This is a genomic window from Sphaerisporangium rhizosphaerae, assembly GCF_042665155.1.
Lineage (GTDB): Bacteria > Actinomycetota > Actinomycetes > Streptosporangiales > Streptosporangiaceae > Sphaerisporangium > Sphaerisporangium rhizosphaerae.
The window spans coordinates 13,627-40,051 of sequence record NZ_JBHTCG010000031.1 but is presented as its reverse complement, the minus strand read 5'-3'; the positions used below and the strand labels follow the sequence as shown (position 1 = coordinate 40,051).

General features: G+C 72.7%; 23 protein-coding genes. 13 read left to right on the top strand and 10 right to left on the bottom strand.

Features of this window, described 5'->3' with window-relative positions; genetic code table 11:
• Positions 1 to 44: 44 nt before the first annotated feature.
• The 3 genes from ACFQSB_RS31900 to mtrA are packed head-to-tail and all read right to left on the bottom strand — an operon-like array spanning position 45 to position 4,278.
• Entirely contained in the window at positions 45 to 1,799 is a 1,755-nt protein-coding gene (locus ACFQSB_RS31900; RefSeq protein ID WP_380830569.1) for an LpqB family beta-propeller domain-containing protein, read from the bottom strand.
• On the bottom strand, positions 1,789 to 3,555 hold the full coding sequence (mtrB, locus tag ACFQSB_RS31895; protein ID WP_354836934.1) for an MtrAB system histidine kinase MtrB: 1,767 nt from the start codon (positions 3,553 to 3,555) through the stop codon (positions 1,789 to 1,791). Before mtrB ends, ACFQSB_RS31900 begins: the two co-directional genes overlap by 11 nt.
• A gap of 45 nt (positions 3,556 to 3,600) precedes the next feature.
• Positions 3,601 to 4,278 carry an MtrAB system response regulator MtrA gene (mtrA, locus tag ACFQSB_RS31890; RefSeq protein ID WP_214408661.1) on the bottom strand — a complete coding sequence of 226 codons (678 nt, stop codon included), beginning with the start codon at positions 4,276 to 4,278 and terminating at the stop codon, positions 3,601 to 3,603.
• Between the two features lie 303 nt (positions 4,279 to 4,581).
• On the opposite strand from mtrA, the gene ACFQSB_RS31885 reads away from it, so the two are divergent.
• Genes ACFQSB_RS31885 through ACFQSB_RS31865 form a run of 5 tightly spaced genes read left to right on the top strand, consistent with a single transcriptional unit; the run spans position 4,582 to position 10,580 of the window.
• Positions 4,582 to 6,105, top strand: coding sequence for a DUF7544 domain-containing protein (locus ACFQSB_RS31885; RefSeq protein ID WP_380830566.1), 1,524 nt, complete (start codon positions 4,582 to 4,584; stop codon positions 6,103 to 6,105).
• Positions 6,102 to 6,770, top strand: a complete 669-nt coding sequence (locus ACFQSB_RS31880) for a DUF4129 domain-containing protein (protein WP_380830565.1) — start codon at positions 6,102 to 6,104, stop codon at positions 6,768 to 6,770. Before ACFQSB_RS31885 ends, ACFQSB_RS31880 begins: the two co-directional genes overlap by 4 nt.
• Positions 6,767 to 7,963 (top strand): DUF4350 domain-containing protein, encoded by a 1,197-nt coding sequence (locus ACFQSB_RS31875; RefSeq protein WP_380830564.1) that lies wholly within the window; start codon positions 6,767 to 6,769, stop codon positions 7,961 to 7,963. Before ACFQSB_RS31880 ends, ACFQSB_RS31875 begins: the two co-directional genes overlap by 4 nt.
• Positions 7,964 to 7,986: 23 nt before the next feature.
• A complete protein-coding gene (locus ACFQSB_RS31870; protein ID WP_380830562.1) occupies positions 7,987 to 9,135 on the top strand; it encodes an AAA family ATPase in 1,149 nt (382 codons plus the stop codon).
• Positions 9,135 to 10,580 carry a DUF58 domain-containing protein gene (locus ACFQSB_RS31865; protein WP_380830561.1) on the top strand — a complete coding sequence of 482 codons (1,446 nt, stop codon included), beginning with the start codon at positions 9,135 to 9,137 and terminating at the stop codon, positions 10,578 to 10,580. Before ACFQSB_RS31870 ends, ACFQSB_RS31865 begins: the two co-directional genes overlap by 1 nt.
• 124 nt (positions 10,581 to 10,704) lie before the next feature.
• Here the strand turns inward: ACFQSB_RS31865 and ACFQSB_RS31860 are convergent, their stop codons facing one another.
• Complete coding sequence (locus ACFQSB_RS31860; RefSeq protein WP_380830560.1) at positions 10,705 to 14,427, bottom strand: WD40 repeat domain-containing serine/threonine protein kinase; 3,723 nt, start codon at positions 14,425 to 14,427, stop codon at positions 10,705 to 10,707.
• A gap of 68 nt (positions 14,428 to 14,495) precedes the next feature.
• Between ACFQSB_RS31860 and ACFQSB_RS31855 the strand changes: the two genes are divergently transcribed.
• Positions 14,496 to 17,273, top strand: coding sequence for an AfsR/SARP family transcriptional regulator (locus ACFQSB_RS31855; protein WP_380830559.1), 2,778 nt, complete (start codon positions 14,496 to 14,498; stop codon positions 17,271 to 17,273).
• A gap of 188 nt (positions 17,274 to 17,461) precedes the next feature.
• Positions 17,462 to 18,067 carry a hypothetical protein gene (locus ACFQSB_RS31850; RefSeq protein WP_380830558.1) on the top strand — a complete coding sequence of 202 codons (606 nt, stop codon included), beginning with the start codon at positions 17,462 to 17,464 and terminating at the stop codon, positions 18,065 to 18,067.
• A gap of 212 nt (positions 18,068 to 18,279) precedes the next feature.
• Here the strand turns inward: ACFQSB_RS31850 and ACFQSB_RS31845 are convergent, their stop codons facing one another.
• Positions 18,280 to 18,795 carry an XdhC family protein gene (locus tag ACFQSB_RS31845; protein ID WP_380830557.1) on the bottom strand — a complete coding sequence of 172 codons (516 nt, stop codon included), beginning with the start codon at positions 18,793 to 18,795 and terminating at the stop codon, positions 18,280 to 18,282.
• 21 nt (positions 18,796 to 18,816) lie between these two features.
• On the opposite strand from ACFQSB_RS31845, the gene ACFQSB_RS31840 reads away from it, so the two are divergent.
• A complete protein-coding gene (locus ACFQSB_RS31840) occupies positions 18,817 to 18,969 on the top strand; it encodes a hypothetical protein (RefSeq protein ID WP_380830556.1) in 153 nt (50 codons plus the stop codon).
• A 209-nt stretch (positions 18,970 to 19,178) separates the two neighbouring features.
• Here the strand turns inward: ACFQSB_RS31840 and ACFQSB_RS31835 are convergent, their stop codons facing one another.
• Positions 19,179 to 19,589, bottom strand: coding sequence for a nitrilase-related carbon-nitrogen hydrolase (locus tag ACFQSB_RS31835; RefSeq protein ID WP_380830611.1), 411 nt, complete (start codon positions 19,587 to 19,589; stop codon positions 19,179 to 19,181).
• Between the two features lie 219 nt (positions 19,590 to 19,808).
• On the opposite strand from ACFQSB_RS31835, the gene ACFQSB_RS31830 reads away from it, so the two are divergent.
• Positions 19,809 to 20,303 (top strand): winged helix-turn-helix transcriptional regulator, encoded by a 495-nt coding sequence (locus tag ACFQSB_RS31830; protein WP_380830555.1) that lies wholly within the window; start codon positions 19,809 to 19,811, stop codon positions 20,301 to 20,303.
• Between the two features lie 44 nt (positions 20,304 to 20,347).
• On the top strand, positions 20,348 to 20,806 hold the full coding sequence (locus ACFQSB_RS31825; RefSeq protein ID WP_380830554.1) for an NUDIX domain-containing protein: 459 nt from the start codon (positions 20,348 to 20,350) through the stop codon (positions 20,804 to 20,806).
• Between the two features lie 251 nt (positions 20,807 to 21,057).
• Here the strand turns inward: ACFQSB_RS31825 and ACFQSB_RS31820 are convergent, their stop codons facing one another.
• Entirely contained in the window at positions 21,058 to 22,746 is a 1,689-nt protein-coding gene (locus ACFQSB_RS31820; RefSeq protein ID WP_380830553.1) for a penicillin-binding transpeptidase domain-containing protein, read from the bottom strand.
• Between the two features lie 381 nt (positions 22,747 to 23,127).
• Positions 23,128 to 23,835 (bottom strand): SDR family oxidoreductase, encoded by a 708-nt coding sequence (locus tag ACFQSB_RS31815; protein ID WP_380830552.1) that lies wholly within the window; start codon positions 23,833 to 23,835, stop codon positions 23,128 to 23,130.
• Positions 23,836 to 23,894: 59 nt separating this feature from the next.
• On the opposite strand from ACFQSB_RS31815, the gene ACFQSB_RS31810 reads away from it, so the two are divergent.
• Both ACFQSB_RS31810 and ACFQSB_RS31805 read left to right on the top strand, forming a co-directional pair.
• A complete protein-coding gene (locus ACFQSB_RS31810; RefSeq protein WP_380830551.1) occupies positions 23,895 to 24,302 on the top strand; it encodes a MerR family transcriptional regulator in 408 nt (135 codons plus the stop codon).
• Positions 24,303 to 24,394: 92 nt separating this feature from the next.
• Positions 24,395 to 24,895, top strand: a complete 501-nt coding sequence (locus tag ACFQSB_RS31805; RefSeq protein ID WP_380830550.1) for a GNAT family N-acetyltransferase — start codon at positions 24,395 to 24,397, stop codon at positions 24,893 to 24,895.
• A gap of 135 nt (positions 24,896 to 25,030) precedes the next feature.
• Here ACFQSB_RS31805 and ACFQSB_RS31800 read toward each other — a convergent pair whose 3' ends face one another.
• On the bottom strand, positions 25,031 to 25,483 hold the full coding sequence (locus ACFQSB_RS31800) for a Clp protease N-terminal domain-containing protein (protein ID WP_380830549.1): 453 nt from the start codon (positions 25,481 to 25,483) through the stop codon (positions 25,031 to 25,033).
• Positions 25,484 to 25,722: 239 nt separating this feature from the next.
• Complete coding sequence (locus ACFQSB_RS31795) at positions 25,723 to 25,947, bottom strand: DUF397 domain-containing protein (protein WP_380830548.1); 225 nt, start codon at positions 25,945 to 25,947, stop codon at positions 25,723 to 25,725.
• A 118-nt stretch (positions 25,948 to 26,065) separates the two neighbouring features.
• On the opposite strand from ACFQSB_RS31795, the gene ACFQSB_RS31790 reads away from it, so the two are divergent.
• Positions 26,066 to 26,245, top strand: a complete 180-nt coding sequence (locus ACFQSB_RS31790) for an ATP-binding protein (protein WP_380830547.1) — start codon at positions 26,066 to 26,068, stop codon at positions 26,243 to 26,245.
• Positions 26,246 to 26,425: the final 180 nt, after the last annotated feature.

Genomic DNA, 26,425 nt, shown 5'->3' with positions numbered 1-26,425 from the left:
CGACCGGGGTGACACCGCCGTCCTCCAGGTGGACGGTGCACGGGTCAGCCCAGGGGGTAGGCGGGGGGATCGGCTCCGTCCTTGACCACCGTGGTCCACTGGGTCTTCTGCGGGTTCCACACCTGGATCTCGCCGCCGGCCGTCCCGGCGATGATGAGGGCCGGGTCGGGGGCCGCCGCGATGCTCTCGATGCCGGCGGCCGACTTCGGCGACTCCAGCCGCACCCCCTGAGTCACCGACCATGTGCTGAGCACGCGGTCGGCCTTGGCGGCCGTCAGGACCAGAAGCGTGTCGGCGTCGCGCCAGGCGATGTCGATGATCTGCTGGCCCTCGCTCGCGGGCACCAGGGGGCGCAGGTTCTGGATCTTCCACTCGCTCCGGTTGACGGAGCCCACCAGGACCTGCTCGCCGTGCCCGTCGTCGGCGATGACCGCCACTCTGGCGCCGTCGCGCGCCACGCGGAAGGCGGTCACGTCGCTGGTCTCGAGGCCCGGCGCGCTCACCGGGACCTGCCGCGTGGCGTCGTGCGCCCTGAGCACCTGCGCCTTGCGCGGGGCCTGCTGGACGACCGACCACAGATCGCCGTACCGGTCCCACGACGGCGGGGTCAGGTGAGCGCCCTCGATCCATCGCTCCCACTGGCTGCCGGGGTTGATGCCGCTGACGTAGGCCCCGCCGGCGCGTTCGAGCGCGGCCACCTTGACCGCCTGGTCGTTGGACACCGCCAGATGGGTGAACTGCCGCGTGCCGACCTGCCCCACGCCGACCACAGTGGGGTTGTCGTCGTCCTTGTCCAGCCGGTGGAGCCTGCCCTGCTGCAGGTAGTACGGCTGCGGCTGGGCGATCACGTCGGGGTCGAAGCGGTCGTAGTCGCGCGGGTCGATGATGAACGGCCCGTTGGGGAACTGCTCGCCGTTGACCCGCACCTCGATGCGCCGCGACTCGGTGAGCGGTTTGAGCGTCCACGCCAGCTGCGCCGACAGCGCCTCACGGTTGATCTCCGAGAGCGTGGAGTCGACGATGCCGTAGGTGAAGTCGACCACGACGGTGTCGTTCTCGACGAAGACGTCGTTGACGTCGACGTTCTTCCTGAACGCGGAGTCCACGGCGCCGCTGAGCGGCGCCGTGGGGCCGATGAGCAGCTTGCGCACCAGGGACTTGGCCAGCCCCTCGCTGGGGTTGATCGGCACGCGCACCTGGTCGGCCACCAGGCCCGCCGACTGGTAGGCCGGGAAGTACAGGTCGAAGGAGCGGAAGGCCCGTTTGAAGTCGTCCTGGGTGAGCCACAGCCCCGGAGGCGCCGAGGAGATGCGCCATTCACCCTGCACCTTGACCAGGGTGAACTCGCGGGCGGTCTCACCGCTCGCCGCGGCGTCGCTCGGGACGTAGTGCCCGTCGCCGTCGAGGCTGCCGAGGACGGTGCCCTTCAGCGTCACCCGGGCCTGCTGGATGTCCACTCTGGGGTCGTCCATGGCCAGGGACCCCTCGTAGACGGTGATCGGGTGGAAGGGGACCCAGCCGCGCAGGGCCTCCCCGGTGAGGTACTGCCGGGCCACCGAGCGCAGTGGGTCGTCGAAGCTCGCCGCCGCGGCCAGGAAGCCGCCGACGATCTCCAGAGGGGACCCCTTGAGCTTCGGGGGCGCGGCGAGGACGCGGACGTAGGGCTGGCTGAGCGCGTCGCCCCCGCGCCCGCCGCGGACCGCGAAGGGATTGCCCCCGGTCGGCACCGTGGAGCAGGCGGCCGACAGCACGGCGACGACGGCCAGGGCGAGGCCCCGCAGCAAGGCTCTAGTCGGCATCGAAGGCCCCCTCGATGGCCGGGGAGAGCACCGGCGTGGCCTGGCCCCGCCAGGTGCGTCGCATCTCGACCTCGGGCGGCACCAGGGGCAGGGGCGACCCTCGCAGCTCGGACCCGGCCTGCCGGGGCAGCGACAGCCGGAACTGCGACCCCTCGCCCGGGATGCCCCACGCCTGCAGCCAGCCGCCGTGCAGGATGGCGTCCTCGCGGGAGATCGCCAGGCCGAGGCCGGTGCCGCCGATGGTGCGCGCCCGGGAGGGGTCGGCGCGCCAGAACCGGTCGAAGACCATGTTCTCCTCACCGGGCTTCAGCCCCACGCCGTGGTCGCGCACGGCCACGGCCACGGCGTCGCGGTCGGCGCCGAGGGTGACCACGATGTCGCGGCCCTCGCCGTGCTCGATGGCGTTGAACAGCAGGTTGCGCAGGATGCGCTCGACCCTGCGGCTGTCGCACTCGGCCATGCACGGCTCGTTCGGCAGCCGCAGGTCCAGCCGGGTCGCCTTGCGCTCGGCGAGCGGCTGGGAGTCGCCGACCGCCCTCAGCACGACGTCGCGCATGTCCACCGAGTCGACGTCGAGCGTGGCCGCGCCCGCGTCGTACCGGCTGATCTCCAGCAGGTCGGCCAGCATCGACTCGAACCGTTCGAGCTGGTTCTGCATGAGCTCGGCCGAGCGCGCGGCGGCCGGGTCGAAGTCCTCGCGGCTCTCGTACAGCAGGTCGGCCGCCATGCGGACGGTGGTCAGCGGCGTGCGCAGCTCGTGCGAGACGTCGGAGACGAACTGCCGCTGCACCTGCGACAGCTCCTCGAGCTGGTGGATCTTCAACGCGAGCGTGGAGGCCATCTCGTTGAAGGAGGCGGCCAGGCGGGCCAGGTCGTCCTCGCCGCGCACCTTCAGCCGCTCCTCCAGCCGGCCCGCGGCCAGGCGCTCGGCGGCCTGGCGGGTGAGCCGGACGGGGGTGACGACCTGCCGGGTGACCAGCGAGGCGACCGCGGCCAGCAGCAGCACCAGCGCCACGCTCGCCAGGATCACCCACCGCTGGACCTGGGACAGCGTGCTGACGTCGTCGCTCAGCGGGAAGAAGTGGTAGACCTCGTACTCCCCGTAGACGTTCGGCACCATCGCCCCGATCGCCAGCGCCGGGGTGGGCGTCGGGTCGCCCTGGTAGTACATCGAGGTGTACTGCCCCTGGGGCTCGCCGCGGGCCTTGCGCACGGCGTCGCGCAGCGTGCGGGGGACGCTTCTCAGGGCGATGTTGTTGGTGCCGCGGTCCTCCCCCACGTGGTAGCCGCTGAGGATGACGACGCTGTAGCGGGCGCCGGCCCGGCGGGCGAGCGCCTCGGCCGCCTGGTCGACCGGGGTCTTGAACGGTCCGTCGATGTCGTCGCTCTGGGCCGCGGCCGACTGCTTGGCCGTGGTGTCGGAGGGCTGGCCCAGGTAGCCGGCCACGGTGGTCACGTTGGCCTGGGCCTCGGCGATCGCCGTCTGCTTGCGGCCGTCGAGCACGGCCGTCTGGATCATCTGCAGCAGGAAGAAGGCGACCACCACGACGACGGTCATGGAGATGAGCAGCGTGCTGGTGACGACCCTGAGCTGCAGCGAGCGGCGCCACATCCGGCGCGTCCGTCCCGCGGCGCGCCGGGCCCTCCGGCGGACGCCGCGCACTATCTGGCGCGGCGTTCGCCGGATCTTCTTCTTCGGCCTGGGCCGGCCCTGCGCGGGGCGGGCGGCGCCGGAGGATGCGGTGGGGAGGGCCATGCGGATGTCCCAGGGGTCACGGCGCGGGGCGGCGGCGGGCGCCGCCTACGCCGGGCCGGCCTTGTAGCCGACGCCGCGGACGGTGACGACGATCTCGGGGTGCTCCGGGTCCTTCTCGATCTTGGCTCGGAGCCGCTGCACGTGCACGTTGACCAGGCGGGTGTCGGCCGCGTGGCGGTAGCCCCAGACCTGCTCGAGCAGCACCTCGCGGGTGAAGACCTGGCGCGGCTTGCGCGCCAGGGCGACCAGCAGGTCGAACTCGAGCGGGGTGAGGTTGACGGTCTCGTCTTCGCGCTTGACCGAGTGCCCGGCGACGTCGATCGTTATGTCGCCGATCTGCAGCACCTCGGGCGTCGGCTCGTCGGTGCGGCGCAGCCGGGCCCGCACCCGGGCCACGAGCTCCTTGGGCTTGAACGGCTTGACGATGTAGTCGTCGGCGCCGGACTCCAGCCCGAGGACGACGTCGATGGTGTCGCTCTTGGCGGTGAGCATGACGATCGGCACGCCGGACTCGGCGCGGATGCGGCGGCACACGTCGATGCCGTCGGCGCCGGGCAGCATCAGGTCGAGCAGCACCAGGTCAGGCCTGGTGTCGCGGAACGCGTCCAGCGCTTTGTCGCCGTCGGAGACGAACGACGGCTCGAAGCCCTCCCCCCGAAGGACAATGCCGAGCATCTCGGCGAGAGCGGCGTCGTCATCGACGACCAGCACGCGTCCTTTCATGGCCCCTCATTCGTTCTGCGCAGTATGGAGGTGGAGGCGAAAGCCGTACGACCGACCGAAGGCTACCTGTGACGCACCGCCGGGTGATAAACGACCGAACAATAGCTCCACCGAAAGCCGAATTTTAGGCTCACGTTACTGAACCCGCCAATGATCTGGCTCGATGGGCTCGTGGCGTGGCGTGGCGCGCACCGGACATGCCTTGGCACAAGTTTGCGCCAAGCCGGTCGTATTCCACCATCCGGGCGCATGATCGATCGCCCGGGCACCCCGAGCGGGCGTGCGACATGCCAGGATTGGGATATGTCAGACGGTCACGGCTCCGCGCCAGGCACGCCCCCGGGTTGGGCGCAGAACCAGCCTCCGCCGTACGTCCCTCCCGGGCAGGCGCCGTGGACCTCTCCTGGCGCGGCGAACCCGCCGTCCGACGAGCCCGCGGCAGCCACCGCGCAGCCGGGCGCGCCCGCTGGAGGCACCCCGCAGTCGCCGCCGGAGCAGACGGCTCCTGGGCGGGCCGGCGGGGGAACGCCGCAGGACGCGCCGCCGCAGGGCCCCGGATATGGGCAGCAGTCCCCTCCGCAGCCTCCGCCCCAGGGCCAGTCATACCCGCCACCCCAGGGCCAGTCATACCCGCCGCCTCCGGGGCAGCCATACGCGCCGCCCTCCCCAGGGCAGCCCTACCCGCCCGGCCCGTACGGCGGATATGGCGGATACGGCGGATACGGCCCCCACGGGCAGGGCCCCGGCTACGGCGGCCAGTACGGCTTCCGCCCGCCGCCGCAGGCGCCGCGCCCGGGCATCATCCCGCTGCGCCCGCTCGCGCTCGGCGACATCCTGGACGGCACGATCAAGCTGATCCGGTCCAACCCGAAGGCCACGCTCGGCCTGTCGGCGATCGCCGCGGCCATCGGCGTACTGCCGCTGTCGATCGGCCAGGCCGTCTACTACGGCTCCGTCGGCGAGATCATCGCCGATCCCGACACGCTCGCGGCCGGGCGAGAGCTGCCCATGGGGGGCGTCATCGCCCAGTTCGGCGGCGCGCTGATGACCCTGGTCATCCAGTTCTTCCTGGTCACCGTGCTGACGGGCATGCTCACCCGGGTGCTCGGGCGCGCGGTGTTCGGCGGGCGCATCACCATCGGGGAGGCGTGGCGGCTCACCCGCGGACGCCTGCCCGCCCTGTTCGGGCTGGCCCTGCTCACCGGCCTCATCGCGCTGGCGCCGCTGGTCGTCGTCGGCGGGCTGATCTTCCTGCTCATCGCCGCTGACGCCTCCGGGGCCCTCATCACGCTCCTGGCGATCCTTTCCGTCATGGGCTACGTCGCCTACCTCGTGACGGTCAGCACGCGCTTCTCGCTCGCGGCGGCGGCCGTCGTGCTCGAACGACGCGGGGTCGTCGAGGCGATGCGGCGGTCGTGGCGGCTGGTCGGCACCGGTTTCTGGCGCGTACTCGGCATCCTGATACTGACGCAACTCCTGGTCGCCATGCTCGGCTACATCCTGTCGCTGCCGGTCACCATCGTCAGCCTGGTGGTGTCCTTCGGCGGGCAGGGCACCGTCGCCGCGACGGTGGTCACCACGGTCCTGCTCACGGTCGGCGGCATCCTCAGCTCGATGATCACCTACCCCGTGCAGGCGGGCGTGAACGGGCTGCTCTACACCGACCTGCGCATGCGCGCCGAGGCGTTCGACCTGGTCCTGCAGACGGCCGCGCTCGACCAGCAGCGCCTGGGCTGGGTGCCCGCGACCGCCGACGAGCTGTGGCACCCCTCCCACGCCGCGGGCGGCGCCGGCCCGCACGTCCCCGGCTCCCCCGCGGCGCCGTGACCGCGACCGCCCTCGCCCTCGCTCTCGTCCGCGGCCTGGCCCTGGACGACATCGGGCGCGACGAGGCCCGTCGCCGGGCCGTCGAAGAGCTCGTCAAGCCCGAATACCAGCAGGAGTCGCTGATCGAGCGGGCGTTCCGGCTGTTCCAGGAGTTCATCGACGGCCTGTTCGACAGCGCGCCCGGAGGGGTGCCCGGCGGCGTGCTCGCGCTGCTCGCCGTGCTGCTCGTCGTCGTCGCGCTCGCCGCGCTGCTCCTCTGGCAGGCGCGCAAGGCGACCGGGGCCCGCCGCGCCGCCGCCGAGAGCCTGTTCGGGCCGAAGGCGCGCACCGCCGAGGAGCACCGCGCCGAGGCCGAACGCCTCGCCGGCGAGTCCCGCTGGGCCGAGGCCGTCCAAGAACGGCTGCGGGCGATCGCGCGCGACCTGGAAGACCGGGCCATCGTGGCGCCGCAGGCCGGGCGCACGGCCGACGAGCTGGCCGCGGAGGCCGGGCGGGAGCTCCCCGCGCTCGCGCCCGCGCTGACGGCCGCGGCGCGGCTGTTCGACGACGTCACCTACGGCCAGGCGCCGGGCACGCCCGAGGGCTACCGGTCGGTCGCCGAGCTCGACGCCGGCGTCGCGGCCGCCCGCCCCGCCGCCCTGGCCGCGACGGCGAGGCCCTCATGACCCTCACCGCGCCCGGCCGCGCATCCGACCACACGGCCGGCCCCGGCACGGCCACCTCGGCCTCCACCTCGCCCACCGCGCGCGGCCTGTGGCGCGGCGCCCGTGGCATGGTCGCCGTCGGCGTCCTGGTGGTGCTGGTCGCCGTCATCGCCGCGCTGTTCACCGGCACCTCCACCGAGGGGCGCCCGCTCGACCCCGCCGACGCCTCGCTGACCGGCGGCAAGGCGCTCGCGCAGCTTCTGCGGGCGCGCGGCGTCCGCGTCGAGCGGGTCTCCACCGTGGACGACGTCGTGCGCCTGGACGGGCCCGCGAGCCGGGTCCTGGTGACCGACACCTCCTTCCTGAGCGCCGACGAGGTGTCCCGGCTGTCGCGCACGCGGGCGCAACGGCTGATCGCCGGGCCGGTGTCCGACCTCGACCGGCTGGCCCCCGGCATCGGCCCCACGGGCGAGACCGGCTCGCGTTCCCGCGAACCGCAGTGCGCGCTGCCCGCCGCCGTCCGCGCGGGCAGCGCCTTCATGGGCGGCGCGCTGTTCACCGTGCCCCGCGGCTCGACCGGCTGCTATCCCGGCTCCGACGGCGCGAGCCTGGTGCACACGCCCGGCGACCCGTCGGTGACCGTGGTCGGCGACGGCGCCTTCATGACCGACCGGCGGCTCGCCGAGGACGGCAACGCCGCGCTGGCGATGAACCTCGCGGGCGACCGGCCGGTGCTGATCTGGCTGGTCGCGCCGGACGAGCCCCAGGCCGTCCCCGGCTCGGGGGAGGCGAGCGCCGCCGACCTCATCCCGCCCGGAGTCCCGTGGGCGGTGGTGCAGCTCGGCGTCGCCCTCGTGGTGGTGGCGTTCTGGCGGGGCCGCCGCCTCGGGCCCGTCGTGGTCGAGCGGCTGCCGGTGGTCGTCCGCGCCGCCGAGACCGTCGAAGGCCGCGGCCGCCTCTACCGCGCCCGCCGGGCCCGCGACCGCGCCTCGGCCACGCTGCGCGCCGCGTGCGTCTCGCGCCTGGTGCCGCGGCTGGGGCTGTCCGGGGAGGCGGCGCCGGACGAGATCGTCGCCGCGACTGCGCTGCGCACCGGGCATGATGCGATCTGGGTGCGTTCGGTGATGTACGGTCCGACACCGGCCGACGATGCCGGGCTCATCGCCCTGGCGGGCCACCTGGACACCCTGGAAAGGCAGGTACGAGAGCCGTGAGCACACCTCCGCCCGGAGCGCCCATGAGCGGACCCCCCGGTCATCCCTGGCCCGCGACGCCGCCCGCCACCGCGCCCGCCGCCCCGGCCTCCGCTCCGGCCGGGCCGGCTCCGGCCGGATCGCCCGCGCTCGGGCCGCCCGCGCCCGTCCCGGCGGGCGGCGGTGACGGCGAGCCCACCCGGCCCGGCGAGCTCACCCGGCCCGGCGGCGCGCACGCGCGCGCCGCCGGCGACCAGGCCAGGGACGCGCTCGGCGCGCTGCGCTCCGAGGTCGCCAAGGCGGTCGTGGGGCAGGACGCCGTGGTCACCGGGCTGGTCATCGCCCTGCTCTGCAAGGGCCACGTGCTGCTGGAAGGCGTCCCCGGCGTCGCCAAGACGCTCCTGGTGCGCACGCTGTCGGCCACCCTGGCGCTGGACTTCAAGCGGGTGCAGTTCACCCCCGACCTGATGCCGGGCGACGTCACCGGCTCGCTGGTCTACGACGCCAAGACGGCGGAGTTCGCCTTCCGCGAGGGGCCGATCTTCACCAACCTGCTGCTCGCCGACGAGATCAACCGCACGCCGCCCAAGACCCAGGCCGCGCTGCTGGAGGCGATGGAGGAGCGGCAGGTCAGCGTCGACGGCTCGCCCATGCGGCTGCCCGACCCGTTCGTGGTGGTCGCCACGCAGAACCCCGTCGAGTACGAGGGCACCTACCAACTGCCCGAGGCGCAGCTCGACCGGTTCCTGCTCAAGCTCACCGTGCCGCTGCCGCCCCGCGACCAGGAGATCGCGGTGCTCGAACGGCACGCGCTCGGCTTCGACCCCAAGGACCTCACGCACGTCAAGCAGGTCGCCTCGGCGGCCGACCTGGCCGCCGGACGGGCAGAGGTCGCCAAGGTGCACGTCGCGCCCGAGGTGCTCGGCTACGTCGTGGACCTGGCCCGGGCGACACGGATGTCCCCGTCGCTCCAGCTCGGCGTGTCGCCGCGCGGCGCCACGGCCCTGCTGGCCGCCTCCCGCGCGTGGGCCTGGCTGTCCGGGCGTTCGTACGTCACCCCGGACGACGTCAAGGCGCTGGCCAAACCGGCGCTGCGCCACCGCGTGCAACTCCGCCCGGAGGCCGAGCTGGAGGGGGCGACGCCCGACGGCCTGCTCGACGGCGTCCTGGCCTCGGTCCCGGTCCCCCGCTGATGGCGCTCACCGGCCGCGCGGGGCTGATCGCCGCGCTCGGCGCGGTCGTGGTGCTGTTCGCGCCCCGCCCGGGGTACGCCGTGCTCGGCCTGCTGCTGGTGCTCGGCGCCGTGGTCGCCGTGGACCTGCTGCTGGCCGGGAGCGTCCGCCCGCTGAGCTTCCACCGCGGCGGCGAGCGGCTGGTGCGGCTCGGCGAGTCGGTGACCGTCGAACTGGTCGTGGCCAACCCCGGCCGCCGCCGCGTGCGGGGCGCCCTGCGGGACGCCTGGCCGCCGTCGGCGGGGGCCGCGCCCCGTCACCTGCGCCTGGACGTCCCGGCCGGTGAGCGGCGCCGCCTGGTCACGACGCTGACGCCCGCGCGGCGCGGCGACCGCGAGGCCGTGACGGTCACCGTGCGCTCGCTCGGCCCGCTCGGCGTCGCCGCGCGGCAGGGGTCGCACCAGGTGCCGTGGTCGGTGCGCGTGCTGCCCCCCTTCCTCAGCCGCAAGCACCTGCCGGCGAAGCTGTCGAAGCTGCGCGCGCTGGAAGGGCAGCATCCCGCGCTGGTGCGCGGCCAGGGCACCGAGTTCGACTCGCTGCGCGAGTACGTCGTGGGCGACGACGTGCGCTCGATCGACTGGCGGGCCACGGCGCGCCGCTCGGACGTCGTCGTGCGCACCTGGCGTCCCGAACGGGACCGGCGGGTGCTGATCGTCCTGGACACCGGCCGCACCTCCGCCGGCCGCGTCGGCACCTCTCCCTTCCCCCAGCCGCCTCCCGGCGGCGCCCCGGCGTCACCGCCGAACAGGAACGGCGCCTCTCCGTTCCTGCGGCCGGACCGTGAGGGCTCCTCCGCGTACCCGCAGAACGGGAGCGGCGCCCTGGTGTCGCGGGGCGAGGCGGGATGGCCGCGCCTGGACTGGTCGATGGACGCGGCGCTGCTGCTGGCCGCGCTCGCCACCCGCGCCGGGGACCGCGTCGACTTCCTCGCCCACGACCGCGCCGTGCGGGCGTGGATGTCCGGCGCGTCGCGCACCGACTCGCTGGCGGCCCTGGTCAACGTGATGGCCCCCATCGAGCCTGAGCTGGTGGAGGCCGACTCGGCGAGCATGGTGGCGGCCGTGCTGTCGCGCGCCAAGCGGCGCTGCCTGGTGGTCCTGCTCACCGACCTCAACCCTGCGGCCATGGACGAGGGCCTGCTGCCGGTGCTTCCGCAGCTCGCCTCGCGCCACCTGGTGCTGGTCGCGGCGGTCTCCGACCCGCGCGTCGCCGAGATGGCGTCCGGGCGCGGCACGGCCGAGCTGGTCTACGACGCGGCGGCGGCCGAGCATTTGCGCGGGCAGCGGGCCCGGCTCACCGCGCTGCTGCGCCGCCAGGGCTGCGAGGTGGTCGACGCCGTCCCCGACGACCTCGCCCCTGCCCTTGCCGACGCCTACCTCTCCCTCAAGGCCGCCGGCCGCCTCTGACAGCGGTCGCTGCGGGGGCGAGCCGCGCGGCGGTGCCGGCCGGGGGACCAGAGGCTCCGGGACCACCGGGTGGCGAACCGCGCCCGGGGATCGCGCCGGGGTATCTCATCGCCCGGGCGTGGGCTCAGCCGCACACGTCGGTATAGGCGACCTCGCCGACCTGTCGCCGCCATTCCTGCGGCGCGGGCCTGCCCCCGGCCCGGGCGCAGACCTGCGACGCGATCCGGTCGCCGTCCAGGGGGTACCTCCTGACCACCCCGTCGGGCGTGGCGCTGACGAGCGTGCGGCCGTCCTCGCCGAAGGCCATCGACGCCTGCCCCTGGAAGCCTTCTCTGGTCAGACCGTCGAAGACCAGTCCCAGCGGCAGGCGGCTGGACACCTCCCACAACCTCACCCTGTCACCGGACCCGTACGTGGCGATCGTGCGGCCGTCGGGTGACCACACGGCGGTCGCGATCCCGCCTTCGCCCGCCTCCGGGAATGCCTGACCGGTGGGTGCGCGGAAGTCCGCGTCCCAGATCGACAGCCGGGTCGTCTCCGCGCCGATGGCGACGCGACGGCCGTCCGGGCTGAACGCGTACGGCCCGGCCGCCAGGCTTCCCGTCCCGCCGGGCCGCGGGAGCCGGGTCCGCCTGGCCGGATCGACCAGCGAGAGCTCGGTGTCGACCCCGGCCACCAGCAGCCTTCCGTCCGGGCGGTAGGCCATGCGCGCGGATCCCGCCACCTGCGGCACGACGACGGCCCGCCTACGGCCGAGGTCCCACAGTTCGAGCGGCCCGGCGGGGCCGAGGTGGTCCGGCGCGACCGCGAGCGTGGCGCCGTCCGGGCTGAACGCCAGACCGGTGACGCCCTGGGCCTCGCGGTCCGCCACCGGGTAGGAGGTGGTCACCGACCCGTCGGAGGTGTCCACGATCACCACCCCGGCCCGCGCCGCCACGGGGAGCGCGCCGCCCGGCCGGCGCTCTTCTCGGCCCCCCGTGCCGACGGGACCACGGGGAGCGACAGAACCTGTGGGAGGTGTGGGCGCGCTGGAGACCTCGGCCGTCTCGGGTGCGCCGGGCACGCCGAGGCGGACGAGTCCTCCGATGGCCAGCCTGCCGCCGTCCCGGCTGAAGGCGAGGGCGGGAAGCGTGTACGACGGGTTCTCCAGCGCAACGGGCCGGCCGATCGTCCGGCCGGCCCGGACGTCCCACAGCCGTACGGCCTCGCCGTCGTACAGGGCCAGCACCCGGCCTCCCGGCCCGAGCAGAGCCTTGCCACCCTCTGAGGACCCCGGCAGGACCGGCCGGTCGAGCAGCGGCGCCAGGTCCAGCGTGGTCACCGCGCCATAGGACGACAGCACCCGCAGAGCGTGGTCGGTCTCGTCGAACCACAGGTCCGCGATCTCCACGCCCGGCTCCCGCTGCGCGACGATCTGGCCGTCCGCGAGCCGCAGGACGACCAGCTCGCGAGGCCCCCACAACGCCACGAAGCGGTCGCCGTACCCGAAGGCGATGGCGTCGCCCACCGGCCCGGCGCCGTCGGCCTTCAGCGGGGCGCCCGTGCGCGCCCGGCGCAGCAGGAGCTTCACGCCCCGCACCTCGGGGAGCGACTCGGTGACGGCCAGCGTCCGGCCGTCCTGGCCGAACTCGACGTCACGGACGTTCTTCTTCTCGGGCAGCCAGCCCGCCGGAACGCGGCGCCCTGTCGTCAGGTCCCACAGCTCGGCCCGCCCCCGCCCGGTCGAATGGACGACCCCGAGGGTGCCGTCGGCGTTCACGGCGTCCACTCCCGCGCCGGAACCGGCGCGGATCTTCTCGTGCCGGGCGAGGTCCCACCACACCGCCGCCCCCGAACCGCCGCGGCCCTCCGGTACGGCGAGCAGTCGCCCGGTGGGATCGAAGCGCAGTTCGCCGAGGTCCCCCCGGGCGGCCCCACCGGCGAAACGGTTCCCGATCGCCGTGCCTGCGGCCAAGTCCCACAGGCGCACGCCGCCGTCGTCCTGGAGCGCCAGCACCTTCCCGTCGGGGCGCAGCGCCGCCTTCACCACCGACGTTCCGACGCCGGAGAACCGGCGGGCCGCCCGGCGGGCACGCACGTCCCAGACCGTCACCTGACCGGCGCGGACGGCCACCAGCGTGCGCCCGCCGGGACCGCACGCGTACACCGTCCCGGCGGTGACGTCGGGGTCGGTGAAGGCGTCGGTCACGGGTTGGGACCGCGAGTCGTGCAGCGCGCCGAGCGACTGGGGAAGCGCCGGAGCGAGCCTGTAGGCCGCCACGCTCATGAGCATCGCCAGCCGCGGATCGCGTTGCCGCAGGTCGGCGGCGCGCACCGCGAGCGATCGGGCACTCGCCTCGTCCCGCTCGCGGTTGGCGACGCGGCGCAGGTACTCCGCGAGGCCGCCGCCCGCGAGCGCGAGGACGAGCAGGACGGCGAGCGCCGCCGCGAGCATGCCGCGGCGCCGGGAGGTCCGCCTGGCCAGGGTGGCGGCGGCCTCCAGGTACTCGCGTTCCAGCGGGATCAGCGTGACGTGCCGGCGTCCGGCCGCCGCCCAGCGGAGCGCCCGGTCCAGCCCCGACCCGTGCAGCAGGTCGCCGGGTTTGCGGCCGAGGCGGTCCCACGCCCGGGCGGCCTCGGTGAGCCGCCGGTGGACGGGCAGGCCGTCGCGGTCCTCGGCCACCCACTCACGCAGCCTCGGCCACGCCTGGATCAGCGCCGGGTGGGCCAGCGTGAACGCGGCGCCGGTCTCGACGACGAGCCCGGCGGCGCCGTACACGCCGAGCAGCGTCGCGGCGGGGCCGTCGCCGGAGACGCCGGGCAGTTCCTCGCGCGGTACGTGCCTGATCGTCTCCTCGCCGTCCTCCGAGGCGCCCACCATCCGCAGGAACACCTCCGGCGCGACGGCGCGCTCTCTCTCGGAGAGCTCCTGGTAGAGCTCTTCGGCGAGCGTTCCGAGGTCCGGCTCGCCGGCGCGTGCGGCGTCCGGCGGCCGCACCTCGGCCGCGACCACCCCACCGTCCGCGAGCAGCGGGTCCCCGTCCGAGCCGTCCACCGCCCCGCCCATGCCGGCCATGCCGCCCAGCAGGGTCAGCAGGAGAGCACGCGCCGAGGGCCGCGCCTCCGCCTCGCGCGCCAGCGCGCCGGCCACCACGCTCCTGAGCGGGTCCGCCAGGACGCCGACGTCGGGCCGCAGGTCCAGCACCTTGGTGACGACGGCGAACGGATCGCGCTCGGGGACGACGTCGTGGCCGGTCGCGGCGAACAGGACGGTCAGCCCGAAGGCCCAGATGTCGGCGGCGGCCGAGGCCTCGCGTCCGGCGAAGAGCTCGGGGGCCATGTAGTTCGGCGTGCCCATGATCGGACCGGTGGTCGTCCCCGGGGCTCCGAGCTGCCGGGCCACCCCGAAGTCGATCACTCGGGGGCCGTCGGGGCCGAGGATGATGTTGTCCGGTTTGAGGTCGCGGTGGACGATCCCGACCTGGTGGATGGCCGTGAGGGCGGTGGCGACGCCGATGGCCAGCCGCAGCAGCAGATCCCCCTCGTACGGCCCGGTGCGGCCGATCACCTGGCGCAGGTTCGGCCCGGCGACGTACTCGCTGACGATGAAGGGCTCCGGGACGTCGGTCCTGGCCTCGAGCACCCTGGCCGTGCAGAACGACGCCACCCGCTGTGCCGCCACCGCCTCCTTGGCCAGGCGGGCGCGCGAGGCGGGGTCGTCCAGCCGGGGCACCTTGACCGCGACGCGCTCCCCCTGCTCGCCGTAGGCCTCGTAGACGACCCCCTGGCCGCCCGCGCCGAGCCGTCCCGCCAGCCAGTAGCCGCCCAGCCGCTGCGGATCGGAGGGGGTGAGCGGCGACAGGGCCATCGGGTCCTCCCGTGGTATATGAAGGCTTGCGGTTACCGGACGTCTGACGCGCCTCACCGGAGATTGTCATGGAATTTCGGATCATGGGGTCGTTACAGGTACAGGACGGCGCGCGGGACCGTACCCCGACGGCCCCCAAGCACCGAGACCTCCTGGCGGTCTTCGTCCTGAACGCGCGGCGCCCCATGACGCTCGCCCGGCTGCGGGGCCTGCTGTGGCCGCGGGAGGACGGCGACCGGTCCGACTCCCTGCTCCGGGGCTACATCGGCCGCCTCCGGCAGTTGCTCGGCAAGGACGTCATCACGACCACGTCCGGCACGTACACGCTGGCGATCGAGGAGGACCGGCTCGACGTCCACCGTTTCCGGCGGCTCGTGGAGCGAGGGCTGCGCGCCGCGCGGGAGGGCCAGGACGTCCAGGCCCGATCACACCTGCGCGAGGCGCTCGACCTGTGGCGCGGTCCCGTCCTGGAGGACGTCGACCCCGACGGGCACCGATGGGTGGAGACCACCGCCCTCCGCGAGGAGCTGGAAGAGCTGCGCCTGCTCGCCGTCGAGCGGAGCGTCGACCTCGACCTCAAGGCCGGGCACCACCGCGAGCTCGTCCCCGACCTGCGGCAGCTCACCAGGTGGCATCCGATGTGGCAGCGCTTCCACGGGCAGTACATGCTCGCGCTCTACCGCAGCGGCCGCCGCGTGGAGGCGCTGGAGGCCTACACCCGGCTGCGTGAGGCGCTCGACGAGGGCCACGCCCTCGAACCCGACCCCGCGCTGCAGCTCCTGTACCACCGGATGCTCCACGACGACGTCTCGCTGCACGTCTCCGCCGGGCCGCCCGTGCTGCTGCCCTACGACGTCGCCCACTTCACCGGCAGGCAGGACCTGCTGGAACGGCTCGACCGGCTGACCGCCGACCCGGCCGCGCCGGCCACGGTCGTCGTCCACGGCCAGGCGGGCGCGGGCAAGTCGGCGCTCGCCGTGCACGCCGCCTGGCGCGGGCGCGACCGCTTCCCCGACGGCGTCTTCTACGCCGACCTTCGCGGCGACCACGGCCGGCCGGTCGACCCCGGCGCGGTCCTTTCGGACTTCCTGCGCTGGCTCGGCTGCCCGGCGCAGGCCGTGCCCGCCACGCTGGAGCACCGCGCGCGGCTGTTCCGCGCCTACACCGCCGACCGGCGGCTCCTGCTGCTGCTCGACAACGCCGCCGACGAGGGCCAGGTACGGCCGCTGCTGACCTCCTGCCCGGCGTTCGTCACCAGCCGGTCCGCGCTCGGTGGCCTCACCGACGCCGTGCGGCTCCCGGTGGACGTCCTCGGCGACGACGACGCGCTGGAGGTGCTGGAGGTGCTGATCGGCCCCGAGCGCGCGTCCGCCGAACGCCCCGCCATGGTGAGGCTCGGCCGCATCTGCGGCGGCCTGCCGATCGCCCTGCGCATCGCCGGAGCGCGGCTCGCCGCGCGCCCGGCGTGGACGGTGGAGCACCTCGTCGGGCTCCTCGACGACGAGCACCTACGGCTCGACCTGCTGCACTCGGGCGACCAGACCGTGCGGAGCGTGTACTCGATCGGCTACGAAGGGCTGCCCGACAAGGCCCGGCGCATGCTGCGGATGCTCGGGGCGATCTCCGCGCCCGACTTCGCCGGCTGGGTCGCCGCGCACTTCGGTGACGAGGCCGAGACCCTGGTCGACGCGGGCCTGCTGGAGACCCACACCATCGACGTGGCCGGCCAGGTCCGCTACCGGATGCACGACCTGACCCGGCTGTACGCGCGCGAGCAGCTGGTCGCCCAGAGCGGCGAGAACGCCGTCCGCGACACGCTCATCGGACTGCTGAGCGTCGTCATGACCAGAGTCCAGGCGTCCCGGTTCCCCCTCCTGTCCACCGGCCCGGCCGACCACCCCCTCTCGGTCACTGCCCTCCATCCCCTCCCGGCCCGCCCGGGTTCGCGCTCGCAGACCTTCGTCACCACCGACATCCGCACGTCGGTGACCTGGCTGATCGCCGAGCGCGACTTCCTCACCGGCCTCGTGGAGGACCTGCACAAGGCCGGGCTGTGGGACGGCGCCCGGCGGCTCGCCCACCTGCTCGTGCCGTTCCTCGAACGCCACCGGTTCCTCGACGCCTGGCGCCACATCGGCGAGCTCGCCCTGGACGCGGCACGCCAGGCCGGCGACCCCCGCGCCGAGGCGCTGGCGCTGCGCGACCTCGGCGACCTGCACCGGGCCGAGCACCGATGGGACCTCGCCCACGAGCGGCTCCGGCTCGCGCTCAGCATGTTCCTGCGCGCGGACGCCGCCAAGGACATCGCGCACACCAGGCGCCGGCTGGGTCAGGCCCTGCTGGAGCTGGGCAGGCCCGCGGACGCGGAGCGCAACCTCACCGCCTGCCTCGCCACCTTCGACGGCCACCCCTCCGACGGCGAGAACGGCAGAGGGGCCGCGGAGGCGCACCGCGCGCTGGGCATCGTGCTGCACCGCACCGGCCGGCTGGACGAGGCGGCGGCACACCTGTCCACGGCGGTGTCCCTGCTGTCCGGCCTGCGCGACCGGCACGGCCAGGCCGACGCACTGCTCGACCTGGCCTCGGTGCGGATGTCGCAGGAGCTGGTCCCCGAGGCCAGGTCTCTGGGCGAACAGGCACGGGGCATCGCCGTCCGGCTCGGCGACCGGCTCCTCGACGCCGCCGCGCTGACCACCCTCGCCGAGGTCAACCTGGCCGAGGGAGCCGTGGAGCGGGCCGGAGAACTGGCCGGCGAAGCGCTGGAGATCTTCCAAAGCGTCGCGGACGACCGCGGCCGATCCAGAGCCCTGGACATCCTGCGCCGAACGGGGGACCCTCACCCCTGACCCATCCACGCCCTCATCCAACGACGGCGCCCACCGGACCTTCACCGAGTGCCGGGCACGTAGGCGGGCGGCGGCCATGGTGGCGTCAGCGGGCCCGGCGGCCATGGTGGGGTGAGCGGAAGCTCAACATTTCCTCAACACGGGCCGACCTACCTTCCTCTCACACCGGCACGAGAGAGGAACCCGACATGATCACCATCCCCACCCGTCTGCGCACCGGCATCGCCGCCCTCGCCATTCTGGGCGCCGGCTCGGCGATGACGCTGGCCGTCACCCCGGCCGCCGACGCGGCCACCAGCCCCGGGACCACCACGATCACGCTCGCCGCCGCGCCCGCGCTCACCGGCATGGCCGACAGCACCAGCACGGCCGTGGCGTCGGAGGCCGTCCCGGCCTCGGCGACGAGCAGGGCCACCGCGGCCGCGCCCGCGAGCCTTCTGAAGAGCGTCCGGCGCAACTGCGGCTGGGTCACCTGCTCCTGGTACATGTCCAAGAAGGTCACCAGGAACCTCAAGGACATGATGGGAGCCGGCACCACGTTCACGACCGGAGCCGCCTACATGATCTGCAGCAAGATCTCCCATCCCATGGGCATCGCGGTCTGCGCGGCGGCCATCCTCACCAAGGGCGCCTCGGCCGCCTACCACATCACGGCCGCCGCCAACCGGGGCGGATGCGTCGTCACCCGTGTCAACGCGGCGTACCTGGTCTCCGGCATCCCCCCGCTCACCTTCGCCAAGGGCGTCACCTTCGACGACGTCCCGCTGAGCAACAAGTACTGCGACGCCCGCTGACGACGGCCGCCGGCGGGGGCCGGCAGCGGGTGCTCAAAAGGTAGGGCGGGTGGCCACGGCCACCCGCCCTACCGCCGTTCTGACACCGACCGTCAACAGCCGTGCACGTTCAGAAGCCGCAGCCGACGCCGTCCCTGACGACCTCACCCCCGCCTACCCCTCCCGCAAAGCCGCCGGCCGCCGCTGACGCCTACCTCAGAGGAAGGACCCGGTCAGAAGGCGAAGCCGCCGGGGCGGTCGTTGCGGTCGGCGAGCAGGCCGGCCAGCGTGGAGATCGCGATCTCCGGCGGCGTCTTCGAGCCGATGTTGAGGCCGATGGGCCGGTGCACGCGGGCGATCTCCCCGGGCGGCACGCCGAGCGCGGCCAGCGCCGACACGTGCGGCGCGGTGTGGCGCGGGCTGCCCATCACGCCGATCCATCGGCAGGGGAAGGCGATCAGTTCGTACAGCACCGCGCCCAGCTCGGGACGGTCGTGGTCGGTGAGCACCACGTCGGCGGTCCCGTCGAGCCAGGCGGGCACCTTGGTCACCACCTCGGCGCCGGGAATGCCGTCGGCCGCGACGCGCTCGGCGCGCTCGGGGTCGGGCTCCAGCAGGACGCCCCTGAACCCGATGTCGGCCCCGTACCGGAGCAGGTGCTCGGCGACCGGCGAGGCGAACACGGCGACCAGGACTCGCTCGCCCGCCCGCGACGCCTCCCATGGCGCGGGAGCGGACCCATGCGCCATGGCGCACGCCGCGTCCTCACCGTGACCGTGGCCATGGACGTGTTCATGGACGTGTTCATGGACGTGGTCACCATGGTCGGGATGCCGACCGTGAGCCGTATGGTCGTGACCGTTGCCGGTTTGGTCGTCGTCGTGATCGTGGGAGTCGGCCATGACCGCAGTCTCGCACGGTGACTTCGGAACCGGTCGTCCAGGAGAGGACGGCCGGGCCCTCATCGATGAAGCGCCGTCCGGACATGACCCCGGCAGGCCGGCCACCCATGGCCGTTGGAATGACCCGCCCCTTTCCGAACCTGTCCAGTCGCGACCGGCACGGCGAGGTCAGAACCGGCATGCGGCGTCACACCTGCGGGGTGCGCAGGTGCGACACGGCTGGGAACGCCTCAGTGCGCCTCAGTGGAGCGGTCTTCCTGGACCGTCCGAGCGTTCTGGTCCGGCACCTGAGCATCACGCTCGTGAAGGTGGGCCGCCGGAGTGCGGTCGATCCGCAGGCTGAGCAGTTCCGGGCGGCTGTAGTGACCGCGCGCGTCCATCAGACGCTTACGCTGATCGATCAGTGCGAAGTCCAGGTCGGCGATGACCTCCCCCTCGCCTGATGTGAGGGGCTCTCCGATGATGCGTCCCTCGGGATCGACGATCGCGGTGAAGAAGCCCCCGGAAAGCGCGGGACCGCCGGTGTCCTCGGCGATTCGTCCCACCTGGTCCTTGTCGAGCCAGGCGGTTGCACATACCACGAAACAGCCCGCTTCCAGGGCATGCTGGCGGATGTTCACCTCGATCTGCTCCGCGAACAGCGGGCCACCGAAGGAACCGGGATACCCGCGGCGACGAACAGATTCGTTCCCTGCTCATCCGGTCTTTACGTGGCCCCCTTGACGGCGAGGACAGGCTGAGATGGGTCCCATGTCCGGGCCTGACGGCGACCATGACCCGAACGGTTTGATTTCGAGACCGCGGTGCGACCCGACTCACGGACGGTTTGGAGAGCAAACCGTGGCTTGATACTCTTAAGCATGGTTGAGTCCCCGGTGATCCCTGGAAGACCGTGTTCGATAGCGGCCACGCTTCACGTGGCCGGCGACCGTTGGTCGTTGCTGGCCATGCGTGAGATCCTTTTCGGCAATCGGCGGTTCAGTCAGATCGCCCGCAACACCGGGGCACCACGCGATCGACTGGCCGTCCGGCTCAAGTCCTTGGTCGCCGAGGGCATCCTTGAGAAGCGCGAATATCAGGCCACCCGGTTCGAGTATCACTTCACCGATGCGGGCAAAGACCTTCTCACTGTACTCATCAGCCTCATGACCTGGGGCGACCGCTGGATGGCCGATGATCCGCCCATGATCCTGGAGCACCACGGACACCGGATTCAGCCGGCCATGGTGTGCCGCACCTGCGGGCAGGGGGTCGGCGGAAACGACCTGCACCTGGTGTCCCACGCACCCGGCTGGACGATGAGCGGGCCCGACACTCACCCCGACACTCACAAGGACACCCTCCAGCCCTCCTGACACGCCCCTTCGGCGGGTGTGCGAGTCGGCAGAGAAGGAGCGGTGTGAAGAGGCTGGTCGTGCGGGCCTGGCGGGCGCTTCGGCCTGTCCAGTGGCGGGTGATGTGGTTCACCCACGCGAAGTTCATGGTCGGCGTCACCGGGGTCGTGCGCGACGCCGAGGGCAGGGTGCTCCTGGTGCGGCACCGGTTCTGGCCGGAGGGCCGCCAGTGGGGCCTGCCGGGCGGCTATGCCAGGAAGTCCGAGACCTTCGAGGACACCCTGGTCCGCGAGGTCCGCGAGGAGACCGGACTGGACATCCGGGTGCGGCGCCTCATGCTGCTCAAGAGCGGCTACCGGCTGCGGGCGGAGGTCGCCTTCGAGGCCGACCTCACGGGCGGCTCGATCAGCCTCGACTCCTTCGAGATCATCGAAGCCGGCTGGTTCACCCCGGACATGCTGCCCCCCGGCCTCCAGGAACCGCACCGCCTCCTCATCAACGGCCCTCCACCCCCGAACGTCTGACCTCTCCGACCGTCGTCAGCGCCTCATCCAAGACGTGTCCCTGGACACCGACATCGCCGCACCACCACCAGCACGCCCCCCGATCCGCAACACCGGCAAGGCGGAGCACGCGCCGCCCTCTCCCCCGTTGCCCACGCCACCGCCGCCGAACGACAACGGTGTGCTCCTTCGGCGCCGGGTCGGCGGGATGGTGGTCGGCGAACACGGCGCCGTCGTACGGCGCGCAGGCGGCGAGCGTTCCGTATACAGCGCTAGAGGGCCTTGAGGAACTTGGCGGCGATGGGGGCGGCCGTGGCGCCGCCGCTGCCGCCGTTCTGGACGAACACCGCGAAGGCCAGCGAATCGCGATAGCCGATGAACCACGCATGTGAGGACGCGCCCTGGACCTCGGCGGTGCCGGTCTTGCCGAAGGTCCCGGCGGGCAGCCCGGCCCGCGCGGCGGTGCCCTGGGTGACGACGGCGCTCATCATGGTGCGGAGCCCAGCGGCGATGCCCGGGTCCAGCGGCACCGGGGCCGGTGACCCGGCGGGCGGGGAGTCGGTCATGACGGCGGGCTTCCACGTTCCGCTCGCGACGGCGGCGGCGACCTCGGCCATGCAGAGCGGGCTGCCCTGCACCGAGTTCTGCCCGATGGCGTCGGCGCCCAGGTCGTCCAACGCCGTGTACGGCCGGATGCGGCAGGTGCTCAGCCCCGGCTTCTCGCGGAAGCCGAACCGGTCGGCGGCCTCGGCCCGCAGGCGGTCGTCGCGCAGCCGCTCGTACGCCTGCCGGACGAACGTCGTGTTGCACGAGAACGCGAAGGCCATGGTCAGCGTCACGGTGCCGCGGTCGGCGCCGCCGTCGTTGTGGAAACTGCGGGCGTTCGGGATGGTGTAAGTGCCCGGGCACGCCACCTGCGCGTCCGGCGCGAGCCCCGAACGGAGCAGGGCAGCGGCGGTCACCACCTTGAACGACGACCCGGGCGGGTACAGGCCGTTGAACGCCCGTTTCCCACCGAGTGTGTCGGCCACGGCCCGCACCTGTCCGCTCCGCGCGTCCAGCGCGACGATCGCCGCCGGCCGTCCGACGCCGTCCAGGGCCCGTGCCGCGGCCTTCTGCACCGGCTCGGAGATGGTCGTCCGCGTCGCCTGCGACGCCGCGTCCGGGGTGGCCAGCAGCACCTTCCCGGACGGGACCTCCTCGATGGCCAGGCGGACCGTGGTGGCACCCAGTCCGGGGAAGTAGTCCCCTGCCCTGCTGTCCGCGGGGAACGGCCTGCCCTCACGGGTGAGCGCGGCCGGCCGGGCCACCTTGGTCTCCTTCAGCCGCAGCGCGCCGCCGTCCTTGAGTGCGGGGTGCAGGGTCTCGGGACCCCAGGCCACCCTCCACGCCCCGTCGCGCCGCGCCAGGCGAAGCACCGAGGCGAAGTCCCACCGGCCGAGGCCGGTCACCTGGCGGGTCCCCTGGAACGGCACCTCCGCGGCGTCGGTGCCCTGGAGGCGCGGCGTTCCCGGGGTCAGGGCGAGCGAGGCGATGTGGAGGTCGGCGCTGAACCGCCGGTGCCGGTCGGCGAAGTCCGCCGGAGGATCGGCCACCAGCCCGGCCATGGCGGCGAAGTCACCGGCCTGCCAGGCGGCGAAGTACCGGGCTGCCACCGCGTCCGGGCCCTCCTGCGAGACGGGTGGCGCCGGGGCGGACGAAGCAGGGACGACCGGCGGGTCGGACGGCGCGGCCGTCACCAGAGGGTCGGGTACCTCAGGGACAGACGTGGCGGAATTCTCAGGCGCGGGCTCGGATGTGGAGGGCGTCAGCCCGGCGCTGTGCGTGGGCAGCGGGGACCGCCGCCCGCTGTTCCGCGACGCCTCCAGCGAGTCGGGGGCGGTGAGCATCATCGCCACCACGCCGAAGACGACGATCAGCACCACCGCCCCGACCATGACCAGCGGCCACCGAGTACGCATGCGCCCCCACCACCGGCATCCAAGGGCCTGAGAACGGGAAAACGATCACAAAACCATATCCCGCCCAACCGACAATTCCGCCCCCATCACCCCAGGCCAGGCCCCTAACCCCCATTACCTCCCGACCATCCCACTCGAGCCCCGCGCAGTGGGAGGCCGGCGACTCGGTCGCGACCACCTGCGGCGGGGTGGTCCCGATGCGCGAGTGCCGCGACGCGTCCCAACTCGCCGCCTTCATCGAGGACTCGCCCAGACCAGCGCGCCCGCCACGAACTCCGGCGGGCGAGTACGGCTCCATGTACGGCTGCGGCCTGACGTACGGGCCGCGGCCTAGAAGTCATGGTCGCGGGCGCCGCGACCATGACTGTCAGAACCGCCGGGTCAGACAGAGAGGGCCGCCGCCGCTTCCCGGTAGATGACATCCGGGTCCTGCGACAGCCACGCCTTCACCTGGCGGCTCCAGTCGTCGGCGAGCACCTCGGGCCGGTCCCCTTCGATGCCGTCCAGGGCCGCCGCGACGATCACCTCGGGGGCGCTCTTGTCGCCCTCGTACCAGGCCATCATGTCGGTGTCCGCGGCGCCCAGGTGCAGGGCCGTCACCAGGGTGCGCCGGCCGGCCAGTTCCAGGCGGACGTTGTTGGTGAGCGCCCACTCGGCCGCCTTGGCCGCGTGGTAGGCGCCCGCACCGTCGACGGCGAGCCACGAGATCGCGGACAGCACGTTGAGGATCGCGCCGTCGGCCAACTGGGGCGCGAAGGCGCGGATCACGTTGAGGGCGCCGTAGAAGTGCGTGTCCATCTCGCGGCGGATCAGGTCCAGGTCCCCGGTGACCAGGTTCGCCCCGGTCGAGATTCCCGCGTTGTTGATGACGATCTTGACATCAGATGCCGCCGCCGCCGCGGCGGCGATCGACGCCGGATCGGTGACGTCGAGGCGCAGCGGGACGACCCCTGGCACGTCGATGAGCTCCGGGCGGCGGGCGGTCGCGTACACCTTGCCGGCGCCGCGGTCGAGAAGGGAAAGGGCGAACTGCCGGCCCAAGCCGCGGTTGGCGCCGGTGACCAGCACGTGTGCTCCGTTGATCTGCATGTCGGATAATGTAAAACCTGACGTTGACGTCAGAGGCAAGTTTTGTGACGGAGGTCACGGTGCGTATCGGAGATTTGGCGGCGCAGTCAGGCGTCAGCGTGCGGGCCCTGCGCTACTACGAGGAGCAGGGGCTGCTGGAGGCGAACCGGAGCGGCTCCGGGCAGCGCCACTACCCCGAGTCCGCGGCCGACCGGGTCCAGCTGATCCAGACGCTCTACGCGGCCGGCCTGTCCAGCCGGACCATCGCCGAGCTGCTGCCTTGCGTCGAGGCCAGGGTCAACACTCCGGAGTCGCGGGCACGGCTGACCGCCGAGCGTGATCGCATCGACGCCCAGATCGCCGCGTTGACCCGTACCCGTGACCACCTCGACGCGGTCATCCTGCTCTGCGCAAGCCCGGCCAGCGGCTGTGCGTGGATCCCCGACCAGGACATCGCCGCGCAGGCGAACCACTCCGCGACGCCGTGATCGCGACGGCACGCACCACCGCATCGCCACCCGCTACAGCGGGAACCGGAGTCTGCCGACAAACCCAGTTGCGACCCCTACCTGGGTGACCCATGCTGGCGGCCATGCTGATCCGAGAGGCGATGCCGGACGACTGGCCCACGATGTGGGCCTTCATGGAGGGCATCGTGCGTGCGGGTGAGACCTTCTCCTGGGATCGGGGCACCACCGAATCCGTGGCCCGTCAGATGTGGTTCCCGCAGCCGCCGGGCCGCACTTTCGTCGCCGTGGACGCGGATGGAACCGTCCTGGGCACAGCCAACAGCGTCCGCAACCATCGTGGCGGCGCCGCACACATCGCCAGCGCGAGCTTCATGGTCGACCCGGACCACTCTGGCCGGGGCGTCGGCCGGGCACTCGGCGCGCACGTCCTGGAGCAGGCACGCAAGGACGGCTTTCGAGCGATGCAGTTCAACGCCGTTGTGGAGACCAACACCCGGGCGGTGGCGCTGTGGAGGTCACTCGGCTTCGCAGTGATGACCACCCTCCCCGACGGCTTCCACCATCCGACTCACGGCTACGTAGGACTGCACATCATGTACCGGCAGCTTTGAGTCAACTGGGGCATGGACCTGGGCCGCCCGCCGGCCGTCCACCCCTGCCGCGGGGCCACTCCCCATCGGACAAGTCATGATGATCCGAATCACCGATCTATACCAAGCCACCGCCCAAGATCCACGGTACACACCTTAACCGTGTAGCCGAGTTTCCCTTTCCAGTATGCGAATGACCTGGTGGCGGGTATTGCTCAGCGTAACTCCCCGCTTGGACAACATCTGAGCCGCAGGGCCTTCGCTTTCGCTGATGAGGGCGAGCAGCAAGTGCTCGGTTCCGATATGGATGTTTCCCATGTCGGCGGCCGCACGACGCGCAAGTTCCAGTATCCGTCCCATTCTGGGATGGAACGGCCGGTCCTTAGCTGGTCGGCCGACGCGGGACTCGCCGCACTTCTCCAACTCCGCCCGCATGCTCAGCGGATCGGATCCAAGCTCGAACAGCGCGTCCGCGGCGAGGGACTGGCGAAGGCCGATCAATGCCAGCAGGAGATGTTCGGGGAGGACGTACTCCCTGCCAAGCCGCTCGGCCTCGTCCCTCGCCAGATCGAGAACCTGCAGCGCGTGGTCTGTGAGGAGTCGATCCAATGGCCACCTGAGAACGCGTCTACGCCTGAGCATTCTCCGCATGATCATTGCGTGCGCCCTCCAGTCCACGCCTTTCACCAGCCTGTCGCATCGGCGTCCCTCCCGCTCCCCAACGGCGTCCTCATCCCGGCGCCGACGCGGAGGGCGGGTGGTCGGCGAATGCGGCGCCGTCCTACGGCGGCCCGCGCGCCTTTTTCGCGCGCACGCGGGTTCACCGTCACATCAAGAGTCGCCGGAGTTCAGCGGGTGAAACGGCCGGTCTTGACGCTGTTCAGAAATGCCGACCATTCGCCCGGACTGAAGAGCAACGCCGGACCGTTGGCGTTCTTGCTGTCCCGCACGCCGATGATCCCAGGCAGACCAGTGGCGACCTCGACGCAGTTGCCGCCATTCTCGCCACTGCGGGAGCTTTTTCTCCATGTGGCCTTGGTCAGGTCGGCATCGATCAGGTCTGCTGCTTCCATTGCTCCCGCGCCTCCTTGATCATTTCGAGGGATTGACCAGGGCGGTACGCCGTCGCTCGTATCTTGTCATATCTCGCCAGCCGTACGGCGTTCGGAATCGGGGCGCCGGCCGGGCGGCGTGGTGGCGGTCCGGGTGTACGACGACGGCGAGACGGTACGGGTCGAGGTGACCGACGAGGGATCCCCCGGCGGCATGCCGCTGGTCCCCGTCCAAGCCGAACCGTTAAGCGAGAGCGGCCGTGGATTGTGGCTGGTCCGGGAGTTGTCCACGTCGTGGGGATGGAGCCAGGACGCCTAGGGCCGCACGGTCTGGTTCGAGCTCCGGCCATGACACGCCGAGGCGGCCATCGGGATTACCGGGGCGCCGGGTCGGCCGATCTCGCACAGGTACGTCGGGCTCGGTGGTGCCGTAGCCGCGCTTCGCGGATGAATGTCGCCGCCGCGATTCCTTTTCCGGTGGCGGGAGGTCTACCTGTTG

What these genes read in the sequence shown, in the direction of transcription:
- ACFQSB_RS31795 (WP_380830548.1), bottom strand. Translation starts at nt 25,947, where the DNA reads ATGGAAGCAGCAGACCTGATCGATGCCGACCTGACCAAGGCCACATGG.
- ACFQSB_RS31865 (WP_380830561.1), top strand. Translation starts at nt 9,135, where the DNA reads ATGGCGCTCACCGGCCGCGCGGGGCTGATCGCCGCGCTCGGCGCGGTC.
- ACFQSB_RS31900 (WP_380830569.1), bottom strand. Translation starts at nt 1,799, where the DNA reads ATGCCGACTAGAGCCTTGCTGCGGGGCCTCGCCCTGGCCGTCGTCGCC.
- ACFQSB_RS31850 (WP_380830558.1), top strand. Translation starts at nt 17,462, where the DNA reads ATGATCACCATCCCCACCCGTCTGCGCACCGGCATCGCCGCCCTCGCC.
- ACFQSB_RS31860 (WP_380830560.1), bottom strand. Translation starts at nt 14,427, where the DNA reads ATGGCCCTGTCGCCGCTCACCCCCTCCGATCCGCAGCGGCTGGGCGGC.
- ACFQSB_RS31870 (WP_380830562.1), top strand. Translation starts at nt 7,987, where the DNA reads ATGAGCGGACCCCCCGGTCATCCCTGGCCCGCGACGCCGCCCGCCACC.
- ACFQSB_RS31830 (WP_380830555.1), top strand. Translation starts at nt 19,809, where the DNA reads ATGGTTGAGTCCCCGGTGATCCCTGGAAGACCGTGTTCGATAGCGGCC.
- ACFQSB_RS31805 (WP_380830550.1), top strand. Translation starts at nt 24,395, where the DNA reads ATGCTGGCGGCCATGCTGATCCGAGAGGCGATGCCGGACGACTGGCCC.
- mtrA (WP_214408661.1), bottom strand. Translation starts at nt 4,278, where the DNA reads ATGAAAGGACGCGTGCTGGTCGTCGATGACGACGCCGCTCTCGCCGAG.
- ACFQSB_RS31855 (WP_380830559.1), top strand. Translation starts at nt 14,496, where the DNA reads ATGGAATTTCGGATCATGGGGTCGTTACAGGTACAGGACGGCGCGCGG.
- ACFQSB_RS31875 (WP_380830564.1), top strand. Translation starts at nt 6,767, where the DNA reads ATGACCCTCACCGCGCCCGGCCGCGCATCCGACCACACGGCCGGCCCC.
- ACFQSB_RS31820 (WP_380830553.1), bottom strand. Translation starts at nt 22,746, where the DNA reads ATGCGTACTCGGTGGCCGCTGGTCATGGTCGGGGCGGTGGTGCTGATC.
- ACFQSB_RS31815 (WP_380830552.1), bottom strand. Translation starts at nt 23,835, where the DNA reads ATGCAGATCAACGGAGCACACGTGCTGGTCACCGGCGCCAACCGCGGC.
- ACFQSB_RS31885 (WP_380830566.1), top strand. Translation starts at nt 4,582, where the DNA reads ATGTCAGACGGTCACGGCTCCGCGCCAGGCACGCCCCCGGGTTGGGCG.
- mtrB (WP_354836934.1), bottom strand. Translation starts at nt 3,555, where the DNA reads ATGGCCCTCCCCACCGCATCCTCCGGCGCCGCCCGCCCCGCGCAGGGC.
- ACFQSB_RS31845 (WP_380830557.1), bottom strand. Translation starts at nt 18,795, where the DNA reads ATGGCGCATGGGTCCGCTCCCGCGCCATGGGAGGCGTCGCGGGCGGGC.